Annotated in this window: 15 protein-coding genes and 1 pseudogene; 9 read left to right on the forward strand and 7 right to left on the reverse strand. The window is 75.7% G+C overall.

Annotated features, from left to right (window positions below):
• The first annotated feature begins 139 nt into the window (after positions 1–139).
• The 7 genes and pseudogenes from C1A33_RS19120 (at position 140) to C1A33_RS35830 (ending at position 8,857) form a co-directional block, all read left to right on the forward strand.
• The gene (locus tag C1A33_RS19120; protein ID WP_101832822.1) at positions 140–1,540 is read left to right on the forward strand and encodes a hypothetical protein; all 1,401 of its coding nucleotides are present in this window, start codon (positions 140–142) and stop codon (positions 1,538–1,540) included.
• 236 nt (positions 1,541–1,776) lie between these two features.
• The gene (locus C1A33_RS19125) at positions 1,777–2,772 is read left to right on the forward strand and encodes a transporter substrate-binding domain-containing protein (RefSeq protein ID WP_101832823.1); all 996 of its coding nucleotides are present in this window, start codon (positions 1,777–1,779) and stop codon (positions 2,770–2,772) included.
• Positions 2,773–2,796: 24 nt separating this feature from the next.
• Complete coding sequence (locus C1A33_RS19130; RefSeq protein WP_101832824.1) at positions 2,797–4,767, forward strand: tetratricopeptide repeat protein; 1,971 nt, start codon at positions 2,797–2,799, stop codon at positions 4,765–4,767.
• Positions 4,768–4,911: 144 nt separating this feature from the next.
• Positions 4,912–4,995 (forward strand): annotated as a pseudogene (locus C1A33_RS38020) (hypothetical protein); the annotation flags it as partial.
• On the forward strand, positions 4,976–5,320 hold the full coding sequence (locus tag C1A33_RS38400; protein ID WP_480014576.1) for a WCX domain-containing protein: 345 nt from the start codon (positions 4,976–4,978) through the stop codon (positions 5,318–5,320). The pseudogene C1A33_RS38020 and the gene C1A33_RS38400, both read left to right, overlap by 20 nt.
• Positions 5,298–8,126, forward strand: a complete 2,829-nt coding sequence (locus C1A33_RS19140; RefSeq protein WP_243407724.1) for a SpoIIE family protein phosphatase — start codon at positions 5,298–5,300, stop codon at positions 8,124–8,126. The genes C1A33_RS38400 and C1A33_RS19140 overlap by 23 nt, the downstream gene beginning before the upstream one ends.
• Positions 8,127–8,158: 32 nt before the next feature.
• Positions 8,159–8,857 (forward strand): PASTA domain-containing protein, encoded by a 699-nt coding sequence (locus C1A33_RS35830; RefSeq protein ID WP_207770384.1) that lies wholly within the window; start codon positions 8,159–8,161, stop codon positions 8,855–8,857.
• A 138-nt stretch (positions 8,858–8,995) separates the two neighbouring features.
• On the opposite strand, the gene C1A33_RS36765 is transcribed toward C1A33_RS35830, so the two are convergent.
• The 6 genes from C1A33_RS36765 to C1A33_RS19175 all read right to left on the reverse strand — a co-directional run bounded on the left by C1A33_RS36765 (position 8,996) and on the right by C1A33_RS19175 (position 13,566).
• Positions 8,996–9,229: a hypothetical protein gene (locus C1A33_RS36765; protein ID WP_243407725.1), complete on the reverse strand. Its 234-nt coding sequence runs from the start codon at positions 9,227–9,229 to the stop codon at positions 8,996–8,998.
• Between the two features lie 384 nt (positions 9,230–9,613).
• Entirely contained in the window at positions 9,614–11,002 is a 1,389-nt protein-coding gene (locus C1A33_RS19155; RefSeq protein ID WP_243407726.1) for a CopD family protein, read from the reverse strand.
• 252 nt (positions 11,003–11,254) lie between these two features.
• On the reverse strand, positions 11,255–11,401 hold the full coding sequence (locus C1A33_RS36770) for an SAM-dependent methyltransferase (RefSeq protein WP_423748107.1): 147 nt from the start codon (positions 11,399–11,401) through the stop codon (positions 11,255–11,257).
• 210 nt (positions 11,402–11,611) lie between these two features.
• Positions 11,612–12,022: an arsenate reductase ArsC gene (locus C1A33_RS35835; protein ID WP_101832827.1), complete on the reverse strand. Its 411-nt coding sequence runs from the start codon at positions 12,020–12,022 to the stop codon at positions 11,612–11,614.
• A 201-nt stretch (positions 12,023–12,223) separates the two neighbouring features.
• Positions 12,224–12,940, reverse strand: a complete 717-nt coding sequence (locus C1A33_RS35840) for an aquaporin (protein WP_423748108.1) — start codon at positions 12,938–12,940, stop codon at positions 12,224–12,226.
• Positions 12,941–13,014: 74 nt separating this feature from the next.
• Positions 13,015–13,566, reverse strand: a complete 552-nt coding sequence (locus tag C1A33_RS19175) for an ArsI/CadI family heavy metal resistance metalloenzyme (RefSeq protein WP_101832858.1) — start codon at positions 13,564–13,566, stop codon at positions 13,015–13,017.
• A 95-nt stretch (positions 13,567–13,661) separates the two neighbouring features.
• Between C1A33_RS19175 and C1A33_RS19180 the strand changes: the two genes are divergently transcribed.
• Positions 13,662–14,108, forward strand: a complete 447-nt coding sequence (locus C1A33_RS19180; protein ID WP_101832859.1) for an ArsR/SmtB family transcription factor — start codon at positions 13,662–13,664, stop codon at positions 14,106–14,108.
• A 197-nt stretch (positions 14,109–14,305) separates the two neighbouring features.
• Entirely contained in the window at positions 14,306–14,575 is a 270-nt protein-coding gene (locus tag C1A33_RS19185) for an SAM-dependent methyltransferase (protein ID WP_101832829.1), read from the forward strand.
• A gap of 45 nt (positions 14,576–14,620) precedes the next feature.
• Here the strand turns inward: C1A33_RS19185 and C1A33_RS19190 are convergent, their stop codons facing one another.
• Complete coding sequence (locus tag C1A33_RS19190) at positions 14,621–15,718, reverse strand: glycerol dehydrogenase (RefSeq protein WP_101832830.1); 1,098 nt, start codon at positions 15,716–15,718, stop codon at positions 14,621–14,623.
• Positions 15,719–15,813: the final 95 nt, after the last annotated feature.

Below are 15,813 nucleotides of genomic sequence, written 5' to 3' on the forward strand. Positions count from 1 at the left end.
ATCCCGCCGCCTGCCCCGCCCACGCCCGTCATCCAAACACCGGCCCGTTCGTGGGGGCGCGACGACCCCCGCTGTGATGTGACGGTCCCGTAACGTCGGACCTGTCCCGGGACGTCCCCTGTCCCCTAAGATCCACTTCATGACCGCCGTCGACACGGCAGCGCCACCCGTTGACGTGGGCCGGCCGCGCAGGCGCCTGGCCACCCCGCCCGGCCGGCTGCGCCTGCTGTCGATCCTGGTCGCGGCGATGCTGGTCGCGCTGTGGGCCGCGGCGTTCACCACGGTGCGGGTCCGCCAGCACGCGACGCACGCGCTCGCCGGCACGCACGTCGCCGCGGTCGTCGCCGCCGAGAGCCTGCGCGCGGACCTCGCCGCCGCCGACGCCGCCGCGGCACGGGAGCTGCTGCCGGGCGCCACGGTGCCCGCCGCCGTGCGGCCGGATCCGCGCACGGCCTACCAGCGGGCCGTCGCCGACGCCGGCGCGCGGATCGTCGAGCTCGCCCGCGTCGGCCACGATGCCGGCGCGCCCGGTGCGCTGACCGTCCTCAGCCAGCGGCTGCCGGAGTACGCCGGGCAGGTGGAGCTGGCTCGGGCGTACACCCGGCTCGGGTCCACCGTCGGTGGCGCCTACCTGCGGTCGGGGTCGGCGCTGATGCGCGCCGCGCTCCTGCCCGCCGCCGACCGGCTCGTCACCGCCGAGGCGGCCCGCGTCGACCGGGACAGCCGGCGGGCCAGCGGCGCGCTCGGCCCGCTCGTCGTCGCCGCGGCGGGCCTGGTGAGCGTGGCGATGCTCGTCGTCGTCCAGATCCGGCTGTTCCGGCGCACCAACCGCATCCTCAATCCGGCGCTGGTCGCCGCCACCCTGCTCGCCGCGATCGCGGTGGGCTGGGCCCTGACCGCCTTCGCGGTCCAGCGTGCCCACTTGCTGGACGCCCGCGACCAGGGCTTCCGCCCGCTGACGGCGGCCGGGCAGGCGCGCGCGCTGGGCCTGCGGGCCTGGGCCGACGAGAACCTCGCCCTGATCAGCCCGGCGGACGCCGCCGCCCACGACGCCGATGCGGACGCGGCCACCCTCCGCCTCGGCTACGACCCCGGCGGCGACCTCGTCACCGCCGCCGACCCCGCCACCGGCCCTACCACCGGCTCCGCGCCGCCCGGCCTGCTCGCGGGCCTCACGGTTCCCGCCGGGCTCGAGGGGCCGGCCGCGCCGCTCGGCCCCGTCTGGCAGGTCCATCAGACCAACGCGGCCCAGGTCCGCGCCCACCTCGACGAACCGGGTGGCCTGCCGACGGCGCTCGCCCTGCTGCAGGGCCCGGACACGATCGCGTTCCACCGCTTCGACCAGGCGTCCGCCGCGGTGGTCGCCGCGGCCAGCGGCCGGCTCACCGGGCACCTGACGCAGGCCGGGGCACCGCTGCGCTCGCTGCCCGCCGCCCTGTCCCTGTCCCTCGGGCTCGCCGCCGTGCTGACCCTGGTCGGCATCCAGGTGCGCATCAACGACTACCGCCAGCCGCGGGGGCATCACCCGGACGGCGGGTGACGCGAGGCACCTCCCAGCCGCCGGCGCGACCGACGGCGCAGGCCACGCACACGGCCCGGGCCAGGTCGGGCCGCACGTGGTGACGACAACGCGACACCGCACCGCCACCCCGGCCGCGCCCGACCTACCATCGATCGTCGCCTGGCGCCGGGACGGCCAGGCGGTGACGGCCCCGCCAGGCGGGACGACCACGAAGGGACTTGAGCGGGGCAGTGGTACGCACGGGCACGACTGGTATGTCCGGGTTCGCACGGAGTGGTGGCGCGCCGGTCGCCCGCGGCGGCGCGGGGGCCGCCGCGAAGGCGACTCGCGCGGCGGTGCTGGCGCTGCTGATCGCCCTCGCCGGCTGCGCCGCCGTGCCCAGCCCGCTCCCGCCGCAGGCACGCCCGCTCGGCGACGCCGCGTCGCCCGCCGGCCCCTCCGCGGGAACAGGATCGACGGCGCCGCCGTGCCGCCTGCCCGCGGGGAGTCTGCGCCCGGCACCGGTCGCGCCGCCGGGACCGTCGCTTGCAGCTGCGCCGGGACCGACGCCGGGACCCTCGCCGGATCCGGACGTCGCCGCCGTGGTGCGCCGGGGATACCTGCGCGTCGGGGTGCGCTCGGACGCGGCGCCGTTCGGCTCGCTGCAGCCGGGCACCGGCCGACTGGAGGGCTTCGAGGTGGACGTCGCGAACCAGGTCGGCCGGGCCCTGTTCGGCGCGGACGGCCGGGTGCGGCTACGCCCGGTCACGACGGCGCAGGCGGTCGAGCTGGTCCGCCGCGGGGAGCTCGACGTCGCCGCCGCCGGCGTGACGGTCACCTGCGAACGCTCCGAGCTGGTCGACTTCTCCGCGCCCTACTTCGTGACCGCGCCCGCCGCGCTCCTCGCCCGGACGTCGTCGATCCGCCGGCTGGAGGACCTTCGGGGCCACCGGACGTGCGCGGTGGCGGGCGCGGCCGCGGCGGCCGACTGCCTCGTGACGCTGCAGCGCGGCGGCGTCGAGGCGGTCACCGGCGACGAGACGACGCTGGTGGGGCTTGCCGCGCAGGATCCGGCCACGCACGTCGTCGGCCTCGCCGCCCGGCGGACGGACCAGGTGGCCATGGTGGTCGCCCGCTCGGCGCCGGGTCTCACCCGGTTCGTCAACGCCGTGCTCGCGGCCCGCGAACTGGACGGCGCCTGGGGGCGGAGCTACACCCGCTGGCTGCGCGGCACGCCCCCGCCTGCGCCCGCGGCCACCTACCGGGACTGACGGGACGACAGGGAGCACGTGCGCATGCCCGACACCGACCCGTCGTCGGACCGCCCACCGGCGGACCGGCCGGCCGATCCCCGGTCGCGCCTGCTGGCCGATCCCCGCCTGCCGCAACGACTGCGGATCTGCACCCGCTGCGGCGACCCGGTGGGACGCGCGCGGGGGGAGCGGCCGGCGTTGGCCGAAGGATACTGCGCGGGCTGCGGGCAGCCCTACTCGCTGCGCCCGCCGCTGCACGCCGGTGACCGGATCGGCCGCTGGGAGATCGCCGGGGCGCTCGCGCACGGCGGGCAGGGCTGGCTCTACCTGGCCCGTGACCCCGCACCGGCCACCGGATCCACCCGGTCCGCCTCGGGCGCCGGGTCCGCCTCGGGCGGAGGTGCCGCCGTGGCCGGTCCCGCGCCAGGCTGGGTCGTGGTGCGGCCCCTGCCCGGGGATCGGGAGTTCCTCACCGAGCTCGACCATCCGGCGATCGTGCGGGTCCACGCGCTCGTCGAGCACCGCGGCCAGGGCTACGCCGTCCTGGACGACATCGAGGGGACATCACTGCGCGAGCTGCCGCGCCATCGTGGCGCGCCGCTGGCCCTCCCCGAGGCGATCGACCACCTGCTCGCCGTGCTGGCCGGGCTCGCCTACCTGCGCGGCCGCGGCCTGGCCCACGACGATCTCACCCCGGACGCCGTCCTGGTCGGCCGGGACGGCCGGGCGCGGCTGGCCCGCCCGGAGGCGATCCACCGCGTCGATCCCCCGGACCCGGTCGCCGCTGCGCGTCGCCGGGGACCGGACCCCGCCCGCTCCCGGGCGGGGCGCGGTCCGCACCGCCGGGACGCCACGGACGAGGTGCGCACGGTCGGCCGGATGCTCGCCGGGTACGCCGGCGACGCCCCCGCGCGGCACGAGTCGTTGCGGCGGCTGCTGGCGAAGGCGACCGCGGACGATCCGAGGCGACGCTTCACCGGCGCCGACGAGCTGCGCGGCGCGCTGCTCGGCGTCCGCCGGGAGATCGCCGCGGCCAACGGCACGGCCCCGCCACCGGATCCGCCGCGCAGCACCCTGTTCGGGACCGACACCGACCCGGGCGGGCAGGCGGCGCCGTGGCGGCTGCTGCCGGGCCTGCTGCCCGACCCGGCCGACCCGGCGGCCGGCGCGCTCGCCGCGCTGCCCGCCGACCTGCCGCCCGCGCGCCTCGCCGGCCTGCTCGACGCGCTGGGCGCCACCAGCCCGGCGGCCCGTCTGCTCCTCGCCGACCTGCGCGCCCGGCTCGGCGAGCACGACGCCGCGCGGGCGCTGCTCGACCGGCTCGAGGCCGACGACCCGCGCTCCTGGCGGGTGGCCTGGCAGCGCGGCGTGCTGCAGCTCGCCACCGGGGAGGCGGCCGCGGCGGTCCGCTCCTTCGAGCGGGTCTACGACGAGGTGCCCGGGGAGATCGCGCCGAAGCTGGCGCTCGGGTGCGCCGCCGAGGCGGCCGGCGACGCGACCGGCGCGGCGCGGTACTACCAGCTGGTCGCCGACGCCGACCCGGGCCTCACCGGGGCGGCGTTCGCGCTGGCCCGGGTCCGCGCCGCCGACGGGGACCGCGACGGCGCGGCCGCGGCGCTGCGGCGGGTTGCCCCGTCGTCGCCGAGGGGTGTCGAGGCGCGGGTGCTGCTGGTGCGGGTGCTCGGCACCGACGGGCCGGCGGCGCCGGATCTCGCGGGCCTCACCGCCGCGTCGGCGGTGCTCGCCGAGCTGGAGGCCGACGCGGTCCTCGACCCGGCGGCGCGCGCGGCGCTGGCCAGGGATCTGCTCGCCGGGGCGCTGGCGCTGGTCACCGCCGGGTCGGCGGCCGAGGACCCGGCGGTGACGGTCGCGGGAGTGCCGCTGCGGCCCGCGGCGCTGCGCGGCGGCCTGGAACGCGCCTACCGGACGCTGGCCCGCCACGCGGCGACACCCCAGGATCGCCACGCCCTGGTCGACCTCGCCAACGGCGTCCGCCCCCGGACGCTGTTCTAGCCGGCCGCTGTCCAGCCAGCCACCCGTTATCATGGTCCCTTCCCGGCCCGGGGCCCCGCGCGCCGCTCGCGAGGGCGCCCGGTCCGTCCTGCGAGCAGGGCTCGACGAGGCGAGGCAGCGGCGATGGCGGATCCGAGCGCCCGGATGCTGCGGTTGCTGTCGCCGCTGCTCGACGACGAGGAGGCCGTCGCCCTCGGCGGCCGCTGGTATCTGCTGGCCTTCGACGCCGACCGGGACGACTGGCGCACCTTCCGGGTCGGCCGGGCGGGTCGCCCGCACGGTCGGCGGATGGGGCACCGTCGAGGAGGTCGACGCCGGATCGTGCCGGCTGCGGATGGAGGCGGATTCGCTCGCCTGGGCGGCGATGTTGCTCACCCTCGTCGGCGCACCGTTCCGTGTCCTCGATCCGCCGCAGCTCACAGGGGTGATCGGCGAGCTGGGCGCGTTGTTCACCCCGGCCGCCGACGGGGGTCATCCGCCGGACTTGTCTGGCATGCTGGACGCCGCGGAAGGGCAGGAGGCCGGTCAGCGTGAACGGACACGGCTCAGCTGAGGCCGACGGCCCGGCGGAGGCAGTCAGCGCGCCAGGCCCGGGCGCCGCGGGCCCGGTGGAGGGCGCGGCGTTGCGGGTGGACGGACGTCGCGGCGGCATCGACCAGGTGCGCAGGGTGGCGACCCGGCTGCTCGCCGGCAGCCGGTGGGAGTCGCTGACCGACGACGTGCGGCTCGTGCTGAGCGAGCTCGCGACCAACGCGCTGCTGCACGGCGCGCCGCCGGTGGAGGTACGGGTGCTCACCGGCGGCGCGGCGCTGCGCGTCGAGGTGGGCGATGCGAGCCATGTCCCGCCGGTGCGCCCGCCCGCGGGCGGGGACGGTCTGACCGGGCGGGGCATGGCGCTGGTGGCGGCGGCGGCCAGCCGCTGGGGCGTCGAGCCGGCGCCCGGCGGCAAGGTCGTCTGGGCGGAGTTCGGCCCGGTGGAGGGCGGCGAGGACGGCCCCGGTGACGCCGGGGCGGGTGACGCCGGCGCGGCCGGGATCAGGGGTGCGGCGGTGCCGGGACAGGCCGGCGGGCTGCCGATCCGCGGTGTGATGGCACAGACGCAGCCGGTGGGGGCGCCCCGGTCGTCACCGGGTCACCTCGTCCGTCTCGGGGACGTGCCGACCGACCTGCTGCTGGCCGCGAAGAACCACGTCGACGGGCTGGTGCGGGAGTTCGCGCTGGTCGCGGCGGGTGCGGCGGCGGGTGTGGCGACGGCGGTGCCCGAGCGGCTCGCCGAACTGCTCACGACCGTGACCAGCAAGTTCACCGGGCCACGGCAGGCGATCAAGCGTCAGGCGCTGGCGGCGGCGGCCGCGGGCCGGCCGCGCACGCCGCTGGAGCTGGTGCTGCCGGCCAGCGCCGCGACCGACGCCGAGCAGTACCTGGCCGCGCTGGAGGAGATCGAGACCTACGCCCGTGCGGCGCGGCTGCTGACCGTCGAGTCGCCGCCCCAGCATGTGGCGTTCCGCCGCTGGTACATCGGGGCGCTCATCGAGCAGCTGCGCGCGGCCGAGCGCGGCGAGGGCCCGGTGCGCACCCGCAGTCTCGAGCAGTACCTGCTGGACACCCTCGGCGCGGTCGTCGCCGCCCAGCGCACCGCGCAGCGGGCGGCGCGGCTGCAGCGGGTCACCGCGGCGCTGGCCCAGGCGACCACCGCCGAGCAGGTCGCCGCCGCCGCCGTGCGCGAGGGCACGGCGGTGCTCGGCGCGTCCGGCGGGGTGCTGCTGGTGCCGCGCGGCGCGGGCCGCCTGGACGTGCCCGGCTCGGTCGGCTACGGCGAGAGCATGATCGCGACGTTGCGGGCGGAGCGGCTCACCGACCGGCTGCCGGCGACGGACGCGCTGCGCACCGGGGAGCCGGTGTGGCTGGAGTCGCGCCGCGACCGGGACGTCCGCTATCCCGACCTCGCCGAGCTGGAGCCGACGGCGGCGGCGCTGTGCGTGCTGCCCCTGTTCGCCGGGGAGCGCACCCTCGGCGCGCTGCGGTTCTCCTTCGACCACTCGCGGCTGTTCGACGACGACGAGCGTGCGTTCGTGCAGGCCCTGGCGACCCAGACGGGGCTGGCGCTGGAGCGGGCCCGGCTGTTCGCGGTCGAGCGGGCCGCGCGGGAGCGCACCACCCTGTTCGCCGCCGCCACCGACCTGTTCACCTCCACCCTGCAGACCTCGCGGATCCTGGAACACCTCGTCGGCCTGCTCGTTCCCTGGCACGCGGCGCGGGCCGCGGCCTGCCAGGTCGACGACGAGGGCGGCGTGCGGGTGGTCGCGGTCGCCGACCGGACGGACCTCTCCCTCGGCGGCACGGATCCCGCCGACGCCGACCCGGCTCGCACCGTGCCCGACCGCGGCGGGATGACGCGGGCGCTGCGCACCGGCCGGGTGACCAGTTCGCCGGACGGGACGCGCCTGGCGCTGCCGCTGGTGCTGGGCGGGCGGCCGGTCGCCGCCGTCGGTCTGGTCGCCGCGGCGGGGCGCGGCTACGAGGAGGACGATCACCGGGTCGTCGCCGAACTCGTCGACCGGGCGACGGTGGCGATCGGCAACGCCCGCCTCTACGAGCAGGAGCGGCGCACCGCGGTCACCCTGCAGCGCAGCCTGCTGCCGCAGCGGCTGCCGGAGCTGCCCGGCCTGGACTTCGCCTGGCGGTACCTGCCCGGCAGCGCCGGCGCGCTCGTCGGCGGCGACTGGTATGACGTGCTGCCCCTCGACGACGGCCGGGTGGCGCTGGTCATCGGGGACGTGATGGGCCATGGCATCCACGCGGCGGCGACGATGGGCCAGCTGCGGGCCGCCGTGCGGGTGCACGCCCTCGCGCGGGCGAGCCCGGCGGAGACCCTCACCCAGCTTGACGCCGCCACCACCCGCCTGGAGCAGGGCCGGATCGCCACCGCGGCGCTGGCCGTGCTCGACCCGGCCAGCGGGCGTCTCGTCGTCGCCTCGGCCGGGCATCTGCCGCCGCTGCTGGTCCCGCCGGACGGGCCCGCCCGCTACCTGCCCGTGGATCCCGGCCCGCCGCTGGGCACCGGGCTGCCCGACTACGCCGAGACCGAGCACCACGTCGACCCCGACAGCACCCTGCTGCTGTTCACCGACGGGCTGGTCGAGGACCGGCATCGGCCCGTCGACGTGGGGATGGAACTGCTGCGGTCCGCCGCGGTCGGGTCGGGGCACGAGAACCCCGACGACCTGTGCGACCAGGCGCTGCAGGCGCTCGGCCGGTCCATCGAGCACGACGACGACACCGCCCTGCTGGCCGTGCGCATCGGCGGCGCGGGCCCGGACGGCCGGCCCGCGCCGCGCAGCGATCCGCCGCGGGCCTGACAGCACGCCGGCGTCAGGCTATCCTGACAGTCATGCGAGGCAGTGGCGACGGTTCCTGGCAGGAGGCGCGGCGGGCCTTCGAGCGACTGGAGGCCGCGCGGTCCCGGCAGGACGCCGAGGCGGCGCTCACGGCGCTGTCCGACGTCGGCCTGCTGCGCCGGCTGCTCGACCAGGCCGAGCTCGACGCGGTGCGCGCCGCCCGGCGCGGCCGGCGGTCCTGGACGGAGATCGCCGTCCGGCTCGGCGTCACCCGCCAGTCGGCCTGGGAACGCTGGCGCGACCTGGACGAGCTCGAGTCCGGCGGCAAGGCGGCGGCCGCGTCCGACGCCGAGGCGGCCGCGTCGCTGGAGCCCGCCGGGCTCGACCTGCTGCCCGCCGACATCGTCGGCCGGGCCGCGAAGATGCTGCGCCGCCGCTCGTCGGTCGTCGTCCCCGACGTGGTCGGCATGTCCTGGGAGGCGGCGGTGGCCCGGCTCGTCGAGGTCGGTCTGGTCGGCGTCCAGCCGGACGCCGCCGACCTGCCGCCCGACATCGTCCCCCCGCGCGGCGTCGTCACCGACCAGAGCCCCGAGTCCGGCGCCCGGGTGCCGGCGGGATCGATGGTGACGCTGTGGCTGAACCGCGGCGGCGGCTCGGCGGGCGTGCGGGAGCCGCGCCGGCCCGGCCCGTCTCCGCGCTCGGCCCGGGCGATGCGCCCCGAGCCCGCCCCCACCGACGAGGCCGTCGGCTGAGCGGACCGGGCCAGCTGAGCTCGCGGGCTCCCCGAGCGGACCGGGCCGCCGGGCCGATGAGGCTGGATGCGGCCGCGCGGACCGCCACCGGCGGGGAGCCGGCCCTGCCACGCGACGCGGCTCCCCGCAGGCCGCGCGTCAGCGGACGGTCAGGTTGACCACGAGAGGCTGGCCGCCCCCGGGCCGGTAGAAGGGAAACGTGGTGCTCGCGTAGGTGCGCCTGCCGGCGATGTCGCAGCGCACCGTGGCGGTGGCCGTGCCCGGCAGGGTCGGGTTCCCGAAGGTCACGGCGAACGTTCCGCCTGGCCGCACGGTCGCGCCGTGCGACTCACCACCGCCGGTGATCAACAGCGATTCAGCCGATCCCACCACACAGCGGACACCTCCCGTGACGGTCAGCGGATTGTTGATGGTCGCCGCACCCGCCGGAACCGCCGACAGAACTGCCAGTGAGGCGCCCATTCCCGCCGTGAGAACAGCCTTCCAAAGATTCGACATTCCGCGCACGACACACCTCCAGCTCCTGCATTTGTCCAGGGGCGGCGGTCGATATACCCAAGGCCTTTCGGCCAAAACCCGACCCGCCCTGGCGACACATATCGCCCGACTTTCCCGCCACAACGAGACAGGCACCTGCCCCTGACGCTGACACGTGTCCGTCGAAGCGGGAGAAACGGCGGTCGCGGCGACCCGCCGGGCAGGACGGTGACCGCCTGCCCGGCGGGGCTGGTCGCGGATTCGACGCGGGTGCGGAGGTCAGCGGGCGGTCGGCCTACCTGTCCGATCGCTCCCTCGGGCGCGTCCCGGGTGCCTCCGCGGCGCGGTGGTGGCCTCGGGCCATGGCGGCGGGCCGTCGCCACCATCGCGTGCCCGGCGGGCGAGCGCGCGGGCGCGGGACTGGGCGAGGCGGCCGGACACCCGGTAGCCGCCGGCCATCGCGCCAATGATCACGATGGTCTCCGTCGTCCCCCAGATCCAGGTGGAGGTGCTGGCCGTCTTCGGGCCGAGAAAGGCGGACTGGGCGGCGACGGTGCTGGTCGCGTGCTGGGCGGCGTCGGCGGCGAAGGCCTGGTTGCGCGCGGAGCCGTGCAGGAACGGGGCGACGAACAGCACCGTCAGGCCAAGCAGCAGCTCGACGGCGACGACGGCGGGGAACTCGCGGGCGATGATCGTGCGCAGCGGCCGGCTGTCGCCCGCGGCGCGCAGCGCGTCGATCCGCGGGTGCAGCCAGAACTGGTTGACCATGCCGAGCAGCAGCAGCGCCCCGAAGAGGAGGATCTTCACGCCGAGCACCCGGCCGTACATGGTGGACAGCAGCTGCGACGGCCCGTCGACGTGCTCCCAGTACAGGAACAGTCCGGACAGCGCGATCGCGGCCACGCAGCTCATCGCCACCGCGGAGAAACGCCGGATGGTCGCCGACCAGAACGCCGCCTGGTCACCGGCCCCGTTCCCGGCGCGGTGACGAGGCCGCTCGAGGGCCTCGCCGCCGGCCGCGGCGCCGCCCACCGAGGGGCCGCCGGTCACGACGCCGCCGGGCAGGGCGAGCAGTACCAGCCCGGCGAGGCCCCCGATCCAGATCGACCCACCGAACAGGTGCAGCATCCACATCACCGTCTCGACGATGGTGCGGCCCCCGTCGTCGGGCACGGCGACAGGGAACTTCGTCGTGCCAAGCGCCACCGCGCCGGACAGCAGACCGGCGCCCAGCAGCGGGCCCCGCGCCCGGCCGGCGGCGACGCGGCGCAGCGCGAGCGGCGCGACGAGCAACGCGCCGACCAGGCTCAGCGTGACCTGCAGCCCCAGCAGGCGCCCGGCGTTGCTGCCGTCGTAGAGCGCGTTCCAGGCGGCGGAGTAGTCGAAGCCCCCGGTCGCGGACGCCTGGTGGGCGACGTCGGAGAGCACCGCCGGTACCGCGAGCACGCCGAGCGGGGCGGCGACGCGGGCCAGCCGTGCCGTCGCCGTCGCGTCACCGCCGAACCGCCGCGCGACCGGGGCCGCGACGAGCAGGGCGAACGCGGTCAGCCCGACGAGCCCCATCAGCGTGACCCAGGTGGTCCAGGCCATCGCCGTGTCCTGGAACGGCCCCAGCGGGGTCGACGGCGCCGGCGCCGCCACGATCTCGTGCCCGCGCGGCAACGCCACGTTCCCACCCCACCCTGAGTCAGTAAGCCGACAGAAGAGTGGCCCAGGGTAGCCCCACGGGGCGTGATCAAATCAAAGCGACAAACCTCACCACTTAATGCTTGAACCGATGGCCCTTCCGCTCCGTGCAGGAGGGGTTGGGGAGCAGCGTCCGATGGATTCCGCGTCCCAAGCCCGCTGTTCCGGAAAGGCGGTCAGGCGAACCTGTGCGCCGGTTCATGAATGCGCGGGAACCGCGGTTTCGCCGCCGGTTCAGCCCTTGCGGGCGACGGTACCGTAGACGCTGACCTGGGCGTCCGTGGGGCTGGCGGCCGCGCCGGGGCCGTCGCCGTCCGGGCGCCAGCGGTGGACGACCTGCAGGCCCGGTTCGACCAGATCGAGGCCGTCGAGAGCCACCATCGAGGCCGGCGTGCCGCCGGTCCCGGCCGCCGATTCTTCTCTGGATGTCCTGGGGGACACAAAAAATGTCTCCGGGGACCTCTCACCTCGTTCTGCGCATGTGTGGGAAGCGGGAACCCGGCACGGCCACGGCCGGTCAGACCGGGGGTGCCTCGCCGAGAGGCGAGGCGGCATACGTGATGAGCGCTATCGATCATCGCGGTGCAACGGTCAGGATGCTACGGGGAGCAGTTCGGCGAGGAGTTGTTCGATACGGCTGCGGATGTCGTCGCGGATGGGGCGGACGGCGTGGATGCCCTGGCCGGCGGGGTCGTCGAGTTTCCAGTCCTCGTAGCGCTTGCCGGGGAAGATCGGGCAGGCGTCGCCGCAGCCCATGATGATGACGACGTCGGAGGCTTCGACGGCGTCGACGGTGAGGATCTTCGGGGTCTGGTCGGTGATGTCGATGCCTACTTCGGCCATGGCGGCGACGGCGGTGGGGTTGATGTGGCCTGCGGGGGCGGAGCCGGCGGAGCGGACCTCGACGCGGTCGCCGGCGAGGTAGGTGAGCCAGCCGGCGGCCATCTGGGAGCGGCCGGCGTTGTGGACGCAGACGAACAGCACGGACGGTTTCGTGGCCATGGAAGCGTGATCCTTCTGTGGGAGGGTGCTCTGGGCGGGGTGTAGGCGAGATCGAGGTCGTTGACGGCGTCGAGGGTCATGTGGTGGTGGATCGCGGTGGCGTCGACGCGTTTGGCGATCTCGCTGCCGCGGCGGCCGACGAGTTGGGCGCCGGGTCCACCCCGGTCAAGGCGTCCAGCCGGGCGGGGGATGCGGGATCGGTCATGACACACCTCGGGATGCAGGCGACTGCGCGCCGTTCACGGTCGCCGCCGGGTCGGCATGGGGCAGCACGATCTGCGCGGCCTGCGCGCGGGCCGCAGCGGTGGGTGGGTAGAACAGTCGGACCAGCCCGTAGCCGACCGCACCGCCGACCATCTGGACGGCGACGAACGCGGGTGCGGAGGCGGGGGCGATGCCGGCGAAGCTGTCGGAGAACATCCGTCCGACGGTGATCGCCGGATTCGCGAAGCTCGTCGAGCTGGTGAACCAGTACGCCGCCCCGATGTAGGCGCCGACCGCGGCCGGGGCCCGTTCGGCACGGTCAGACCGGGCCAGCGCGAAGATCAGCAGGACGAGTCCGGCGGTCGCGACGACCTCGGCGAGCAGGTGTGCTCCGGACGCGCGGTGGTGCGTCGCGATCGACACCGCCGACCGGTCGAACATCAGGTTCGCCAGCACCGCCCCCGCGACACAGCCGGCGACCTGGGCGGGCAGGTAGGCGGCGGCGTCGCGCCACGACAGACCACCGAACACGGCGTCGACGAGGCTGACGACCGGATTGAAGTGCGCCCCGGACACCGGGCCGACCATGAGGATGATGGCGAACAGGCCCGCGGCGGTCGCCGCGGCGTTCTCCACCAGCTGCAACCCGACCTGGCCGGGGCTGAGCTGGACCGCGGCGATGCCCGACCCGATGACCAGGGCGGCGAGCAGCATGCTGCCCACCGCCTCGGCGGCCAGCCGCCGCGCCAACGCCGGCCGGTCACCCGGCTCGATGTCCGCCACGGGGTTCAGCGGACGCCGGCGGGCGCCGGTCCGATGGCGACCTCGACGGTGTCGGCTGTGGTGTCGGCGACGGTGTCGACGGTGGCCGGGCCGCAGTCCACCCCCGGTCCGCAGGCGCAGGCCGACCCCGGCCCGCCGCCCGGCCCGACCATCCGCAGTGTCGGCACCGACCCGTCGACGACGTCGGAGAGCACCGTGTAGACCTCCCACGGCGCACCATCCGGGTCGTCGACCCAGACCTTGTCCTGCACCGCGTAGCAGCAGGCGGTGTTCTCCTCGACCGCCGTCTCCAGGCCGGCCCCGGCCAGCCGGGTCGTGGCGGCGGTGACCTCGTCGGTGGTCTCGACCTCGACGCCGAGATGGTTCAACGCTCCCGCGACCCCGCTGCCACGGGCGTCCGGGTTCTCGATCAGCACCAGCTTCAACGGCGGCACGTCGACCGCGAAGTTCGCGTACCCCGGCCGCCGCTTCGCCGGCCCGACCCCGAACAGCTTCGAGTAGAACTCCACCGCCGCGTCCACATCGGACACGTTCAACGCCAACTGCACCCGCGCCATCACGATCACCTCACACATCGACAGTCGTCTATGTCGATACGGAGGATGCCCACTGACATAGACCGCTGTCAATCCCTCGTGGCATGCTGGACCTCATGGCCACGACCACGATGCCGCTCCCGGCAACCGCGACGCCCTCCGCGGACCGGACGGACGACGCCACGGGCGATCTGATCGGCGCGATCGGCGCCTGCTGCACCCCGCTGGCCGCGGCACCCCTGTCCGCACCTGAAGCCGAGCAGCTCGCGGCCGTGCTCAAGGCCATCGCCGTCCCCGCCCGGCTCCGACTCCTGTCGATGATCTATGGCCGCGACGGTGGCGAAGCCTGCGTCTGCGAACTCACCGAACCCCTCGGCCTCACCCAACCCACCGTCAGCCACCACCTCAAGGTTCTCGTCGACGCCGGCCTGATCAGCCGCGACAAACGCGGCGTCTGGGCCTACTACCGGCCCGTCCCCGGCGCCCTCGCCGCCCTCGGCGCCCTTTTCAACCCCACGCCGAACGCCGGCGACACGCCGCACCAGGACTGCGCGCACTGCTGACCGGCCGCTCGGCTTGGCCACACAGAGTCCGCTCTGGGTCGATGCCGGACGGTCCTCCAGGCCTTCTTTGTCGCGCGTCAACGATCTGATCGTGACCCGGGTGATCGGCGCCGCGACTGCGTCGCAGTGGCGTGCCCGTCTGATGCGCTGCGTGCCGGGAGGGATACCGTTACCTCTATTGGCCAGAAGGTCCGTTGATGGGAGGACATGCCGTGGTGGAGGCGGGCACCCAGGGTCCGGGCGGCTTCGACGCGGACGTCACCCGGCAGGCGAGCCGCGCCTACCAGTCCCAGGGCATCGCCGGGCAGCTACGCACCCGCGAGGAGATCGCCCGCTACTTCGACGGCCTCGACCTGGTCGACCCCGGCATCCAGGCGCTGCACCGCTGGCGACCCGACGACGACGCGATCGGCGACATCACCGACGGACAGGTCAGCAGCTACGCCGCGATCGGCCGAGTCAGGTAAACATCCACGGTGATGCCCGCCGCGCCCACTGCGCCGCGCACCGCGTCAGCGGTGGGCTCGGCCGGTGGCGTCGGCGGCGCGGATCGCGTCGAGGATCATGTCGGGGGTGAGGGGGAACGGCTCGTGGTGGGCGGTCTCGCCGTCGGCGAGGGTGCGCCGGGCGACGCGTTCCAGAGTGGCCGGGTCGGCGTCGGGCAGGCCGATGGCGGCGAGGGTGGTGGGCAGGCCGACGGCGGCGCAGAAGTCGAGCGCCGCGCTCAGCTCGCTGTCGGGGCGGCCCTCGACGACGAGTTGGACGAGCAGACCGAAGGCGACCTTCTCGCCGTGCAGGAAGCGATGCGTCCCCGCGGCGACGGTCAGCCCGTTGTGGACCGAATGCGCGACGGCGAGACCACCCGATTCGAATCCGAGGCCGGACAGCAGCGTGTTCGCCTCGACGACCCGCTCCAGCGCGGGCGTGACCGACCTCGTTGACACCGCGCGCACCGCGGCGGGCCCGTCGGCGAGCAGAAGGTCGAGGCAGAGCCGGGCCAGCGCCCCGGCGGTCTCGGTCGGCGCGCCGTGCAGCTGGTTGGGCGCCCGCGCCTCGCGGACCGTGCGGGCCTCGTACCAGGTGGCGAGCGCGTCGCCCATGCCGGCGACGAGCAGGCGCACCGGCGCGTGCGCCACCGCTTCGGTGTCGACGAGCACGAGGTCGGGGTTGCGGCGGTAGAACAGGTACCGCTCGAACGCACCGTCGTCGGCGTAGACGACGGACAGCGCGCTGCACGGCGCGTCACTCGACGCCGTCGTCGGGCAGGTCACGACCGGCACGTCGAGGGCGGCCGCGGCGGCCCGCGCGGTGTCGAGCACCTTTCCGCCGCCCGCCCCGACGATCACCCGACTCCCCTGCCCACGCGCGGCGGCGACGACGCGGTCGATCTCCCGCGCGCTGCACTCCCCGCCGAACGTCAGTACGCCGAACGCGATCCCGGCCGTCGTGAGGCCCGACTCCCAGGCGCGTTCCAGCAGGCGGCGCGGCGCCGGACTGGTCACGATCAGCGCCGGGCCGTCGAGCCCCAGCCGGCTCATCTGCGCGCCGAGCTCCGCCGTGGCGCCCCGCCCCTGCACGTACCGCCCGGGCGCGCCGAAGACCGCCAACACCCGATCACCGTAACGCGCGTCGGCGCCCCATGGCGATCCTCGTCACCGCGCGACACGCGACGATCGCCGACATCGACTCGGTCCCCGAAGGGGGG

Origin of the sequence: Frankia canadensis (assembly GCF_900197875.1) — a bacterium.
Taxonomy (GTDB): Bacteria; Actinomycetota; Actinomycetes; order Frankiales; family Frankiaceae; genus Frankia; species Frankia canadensis.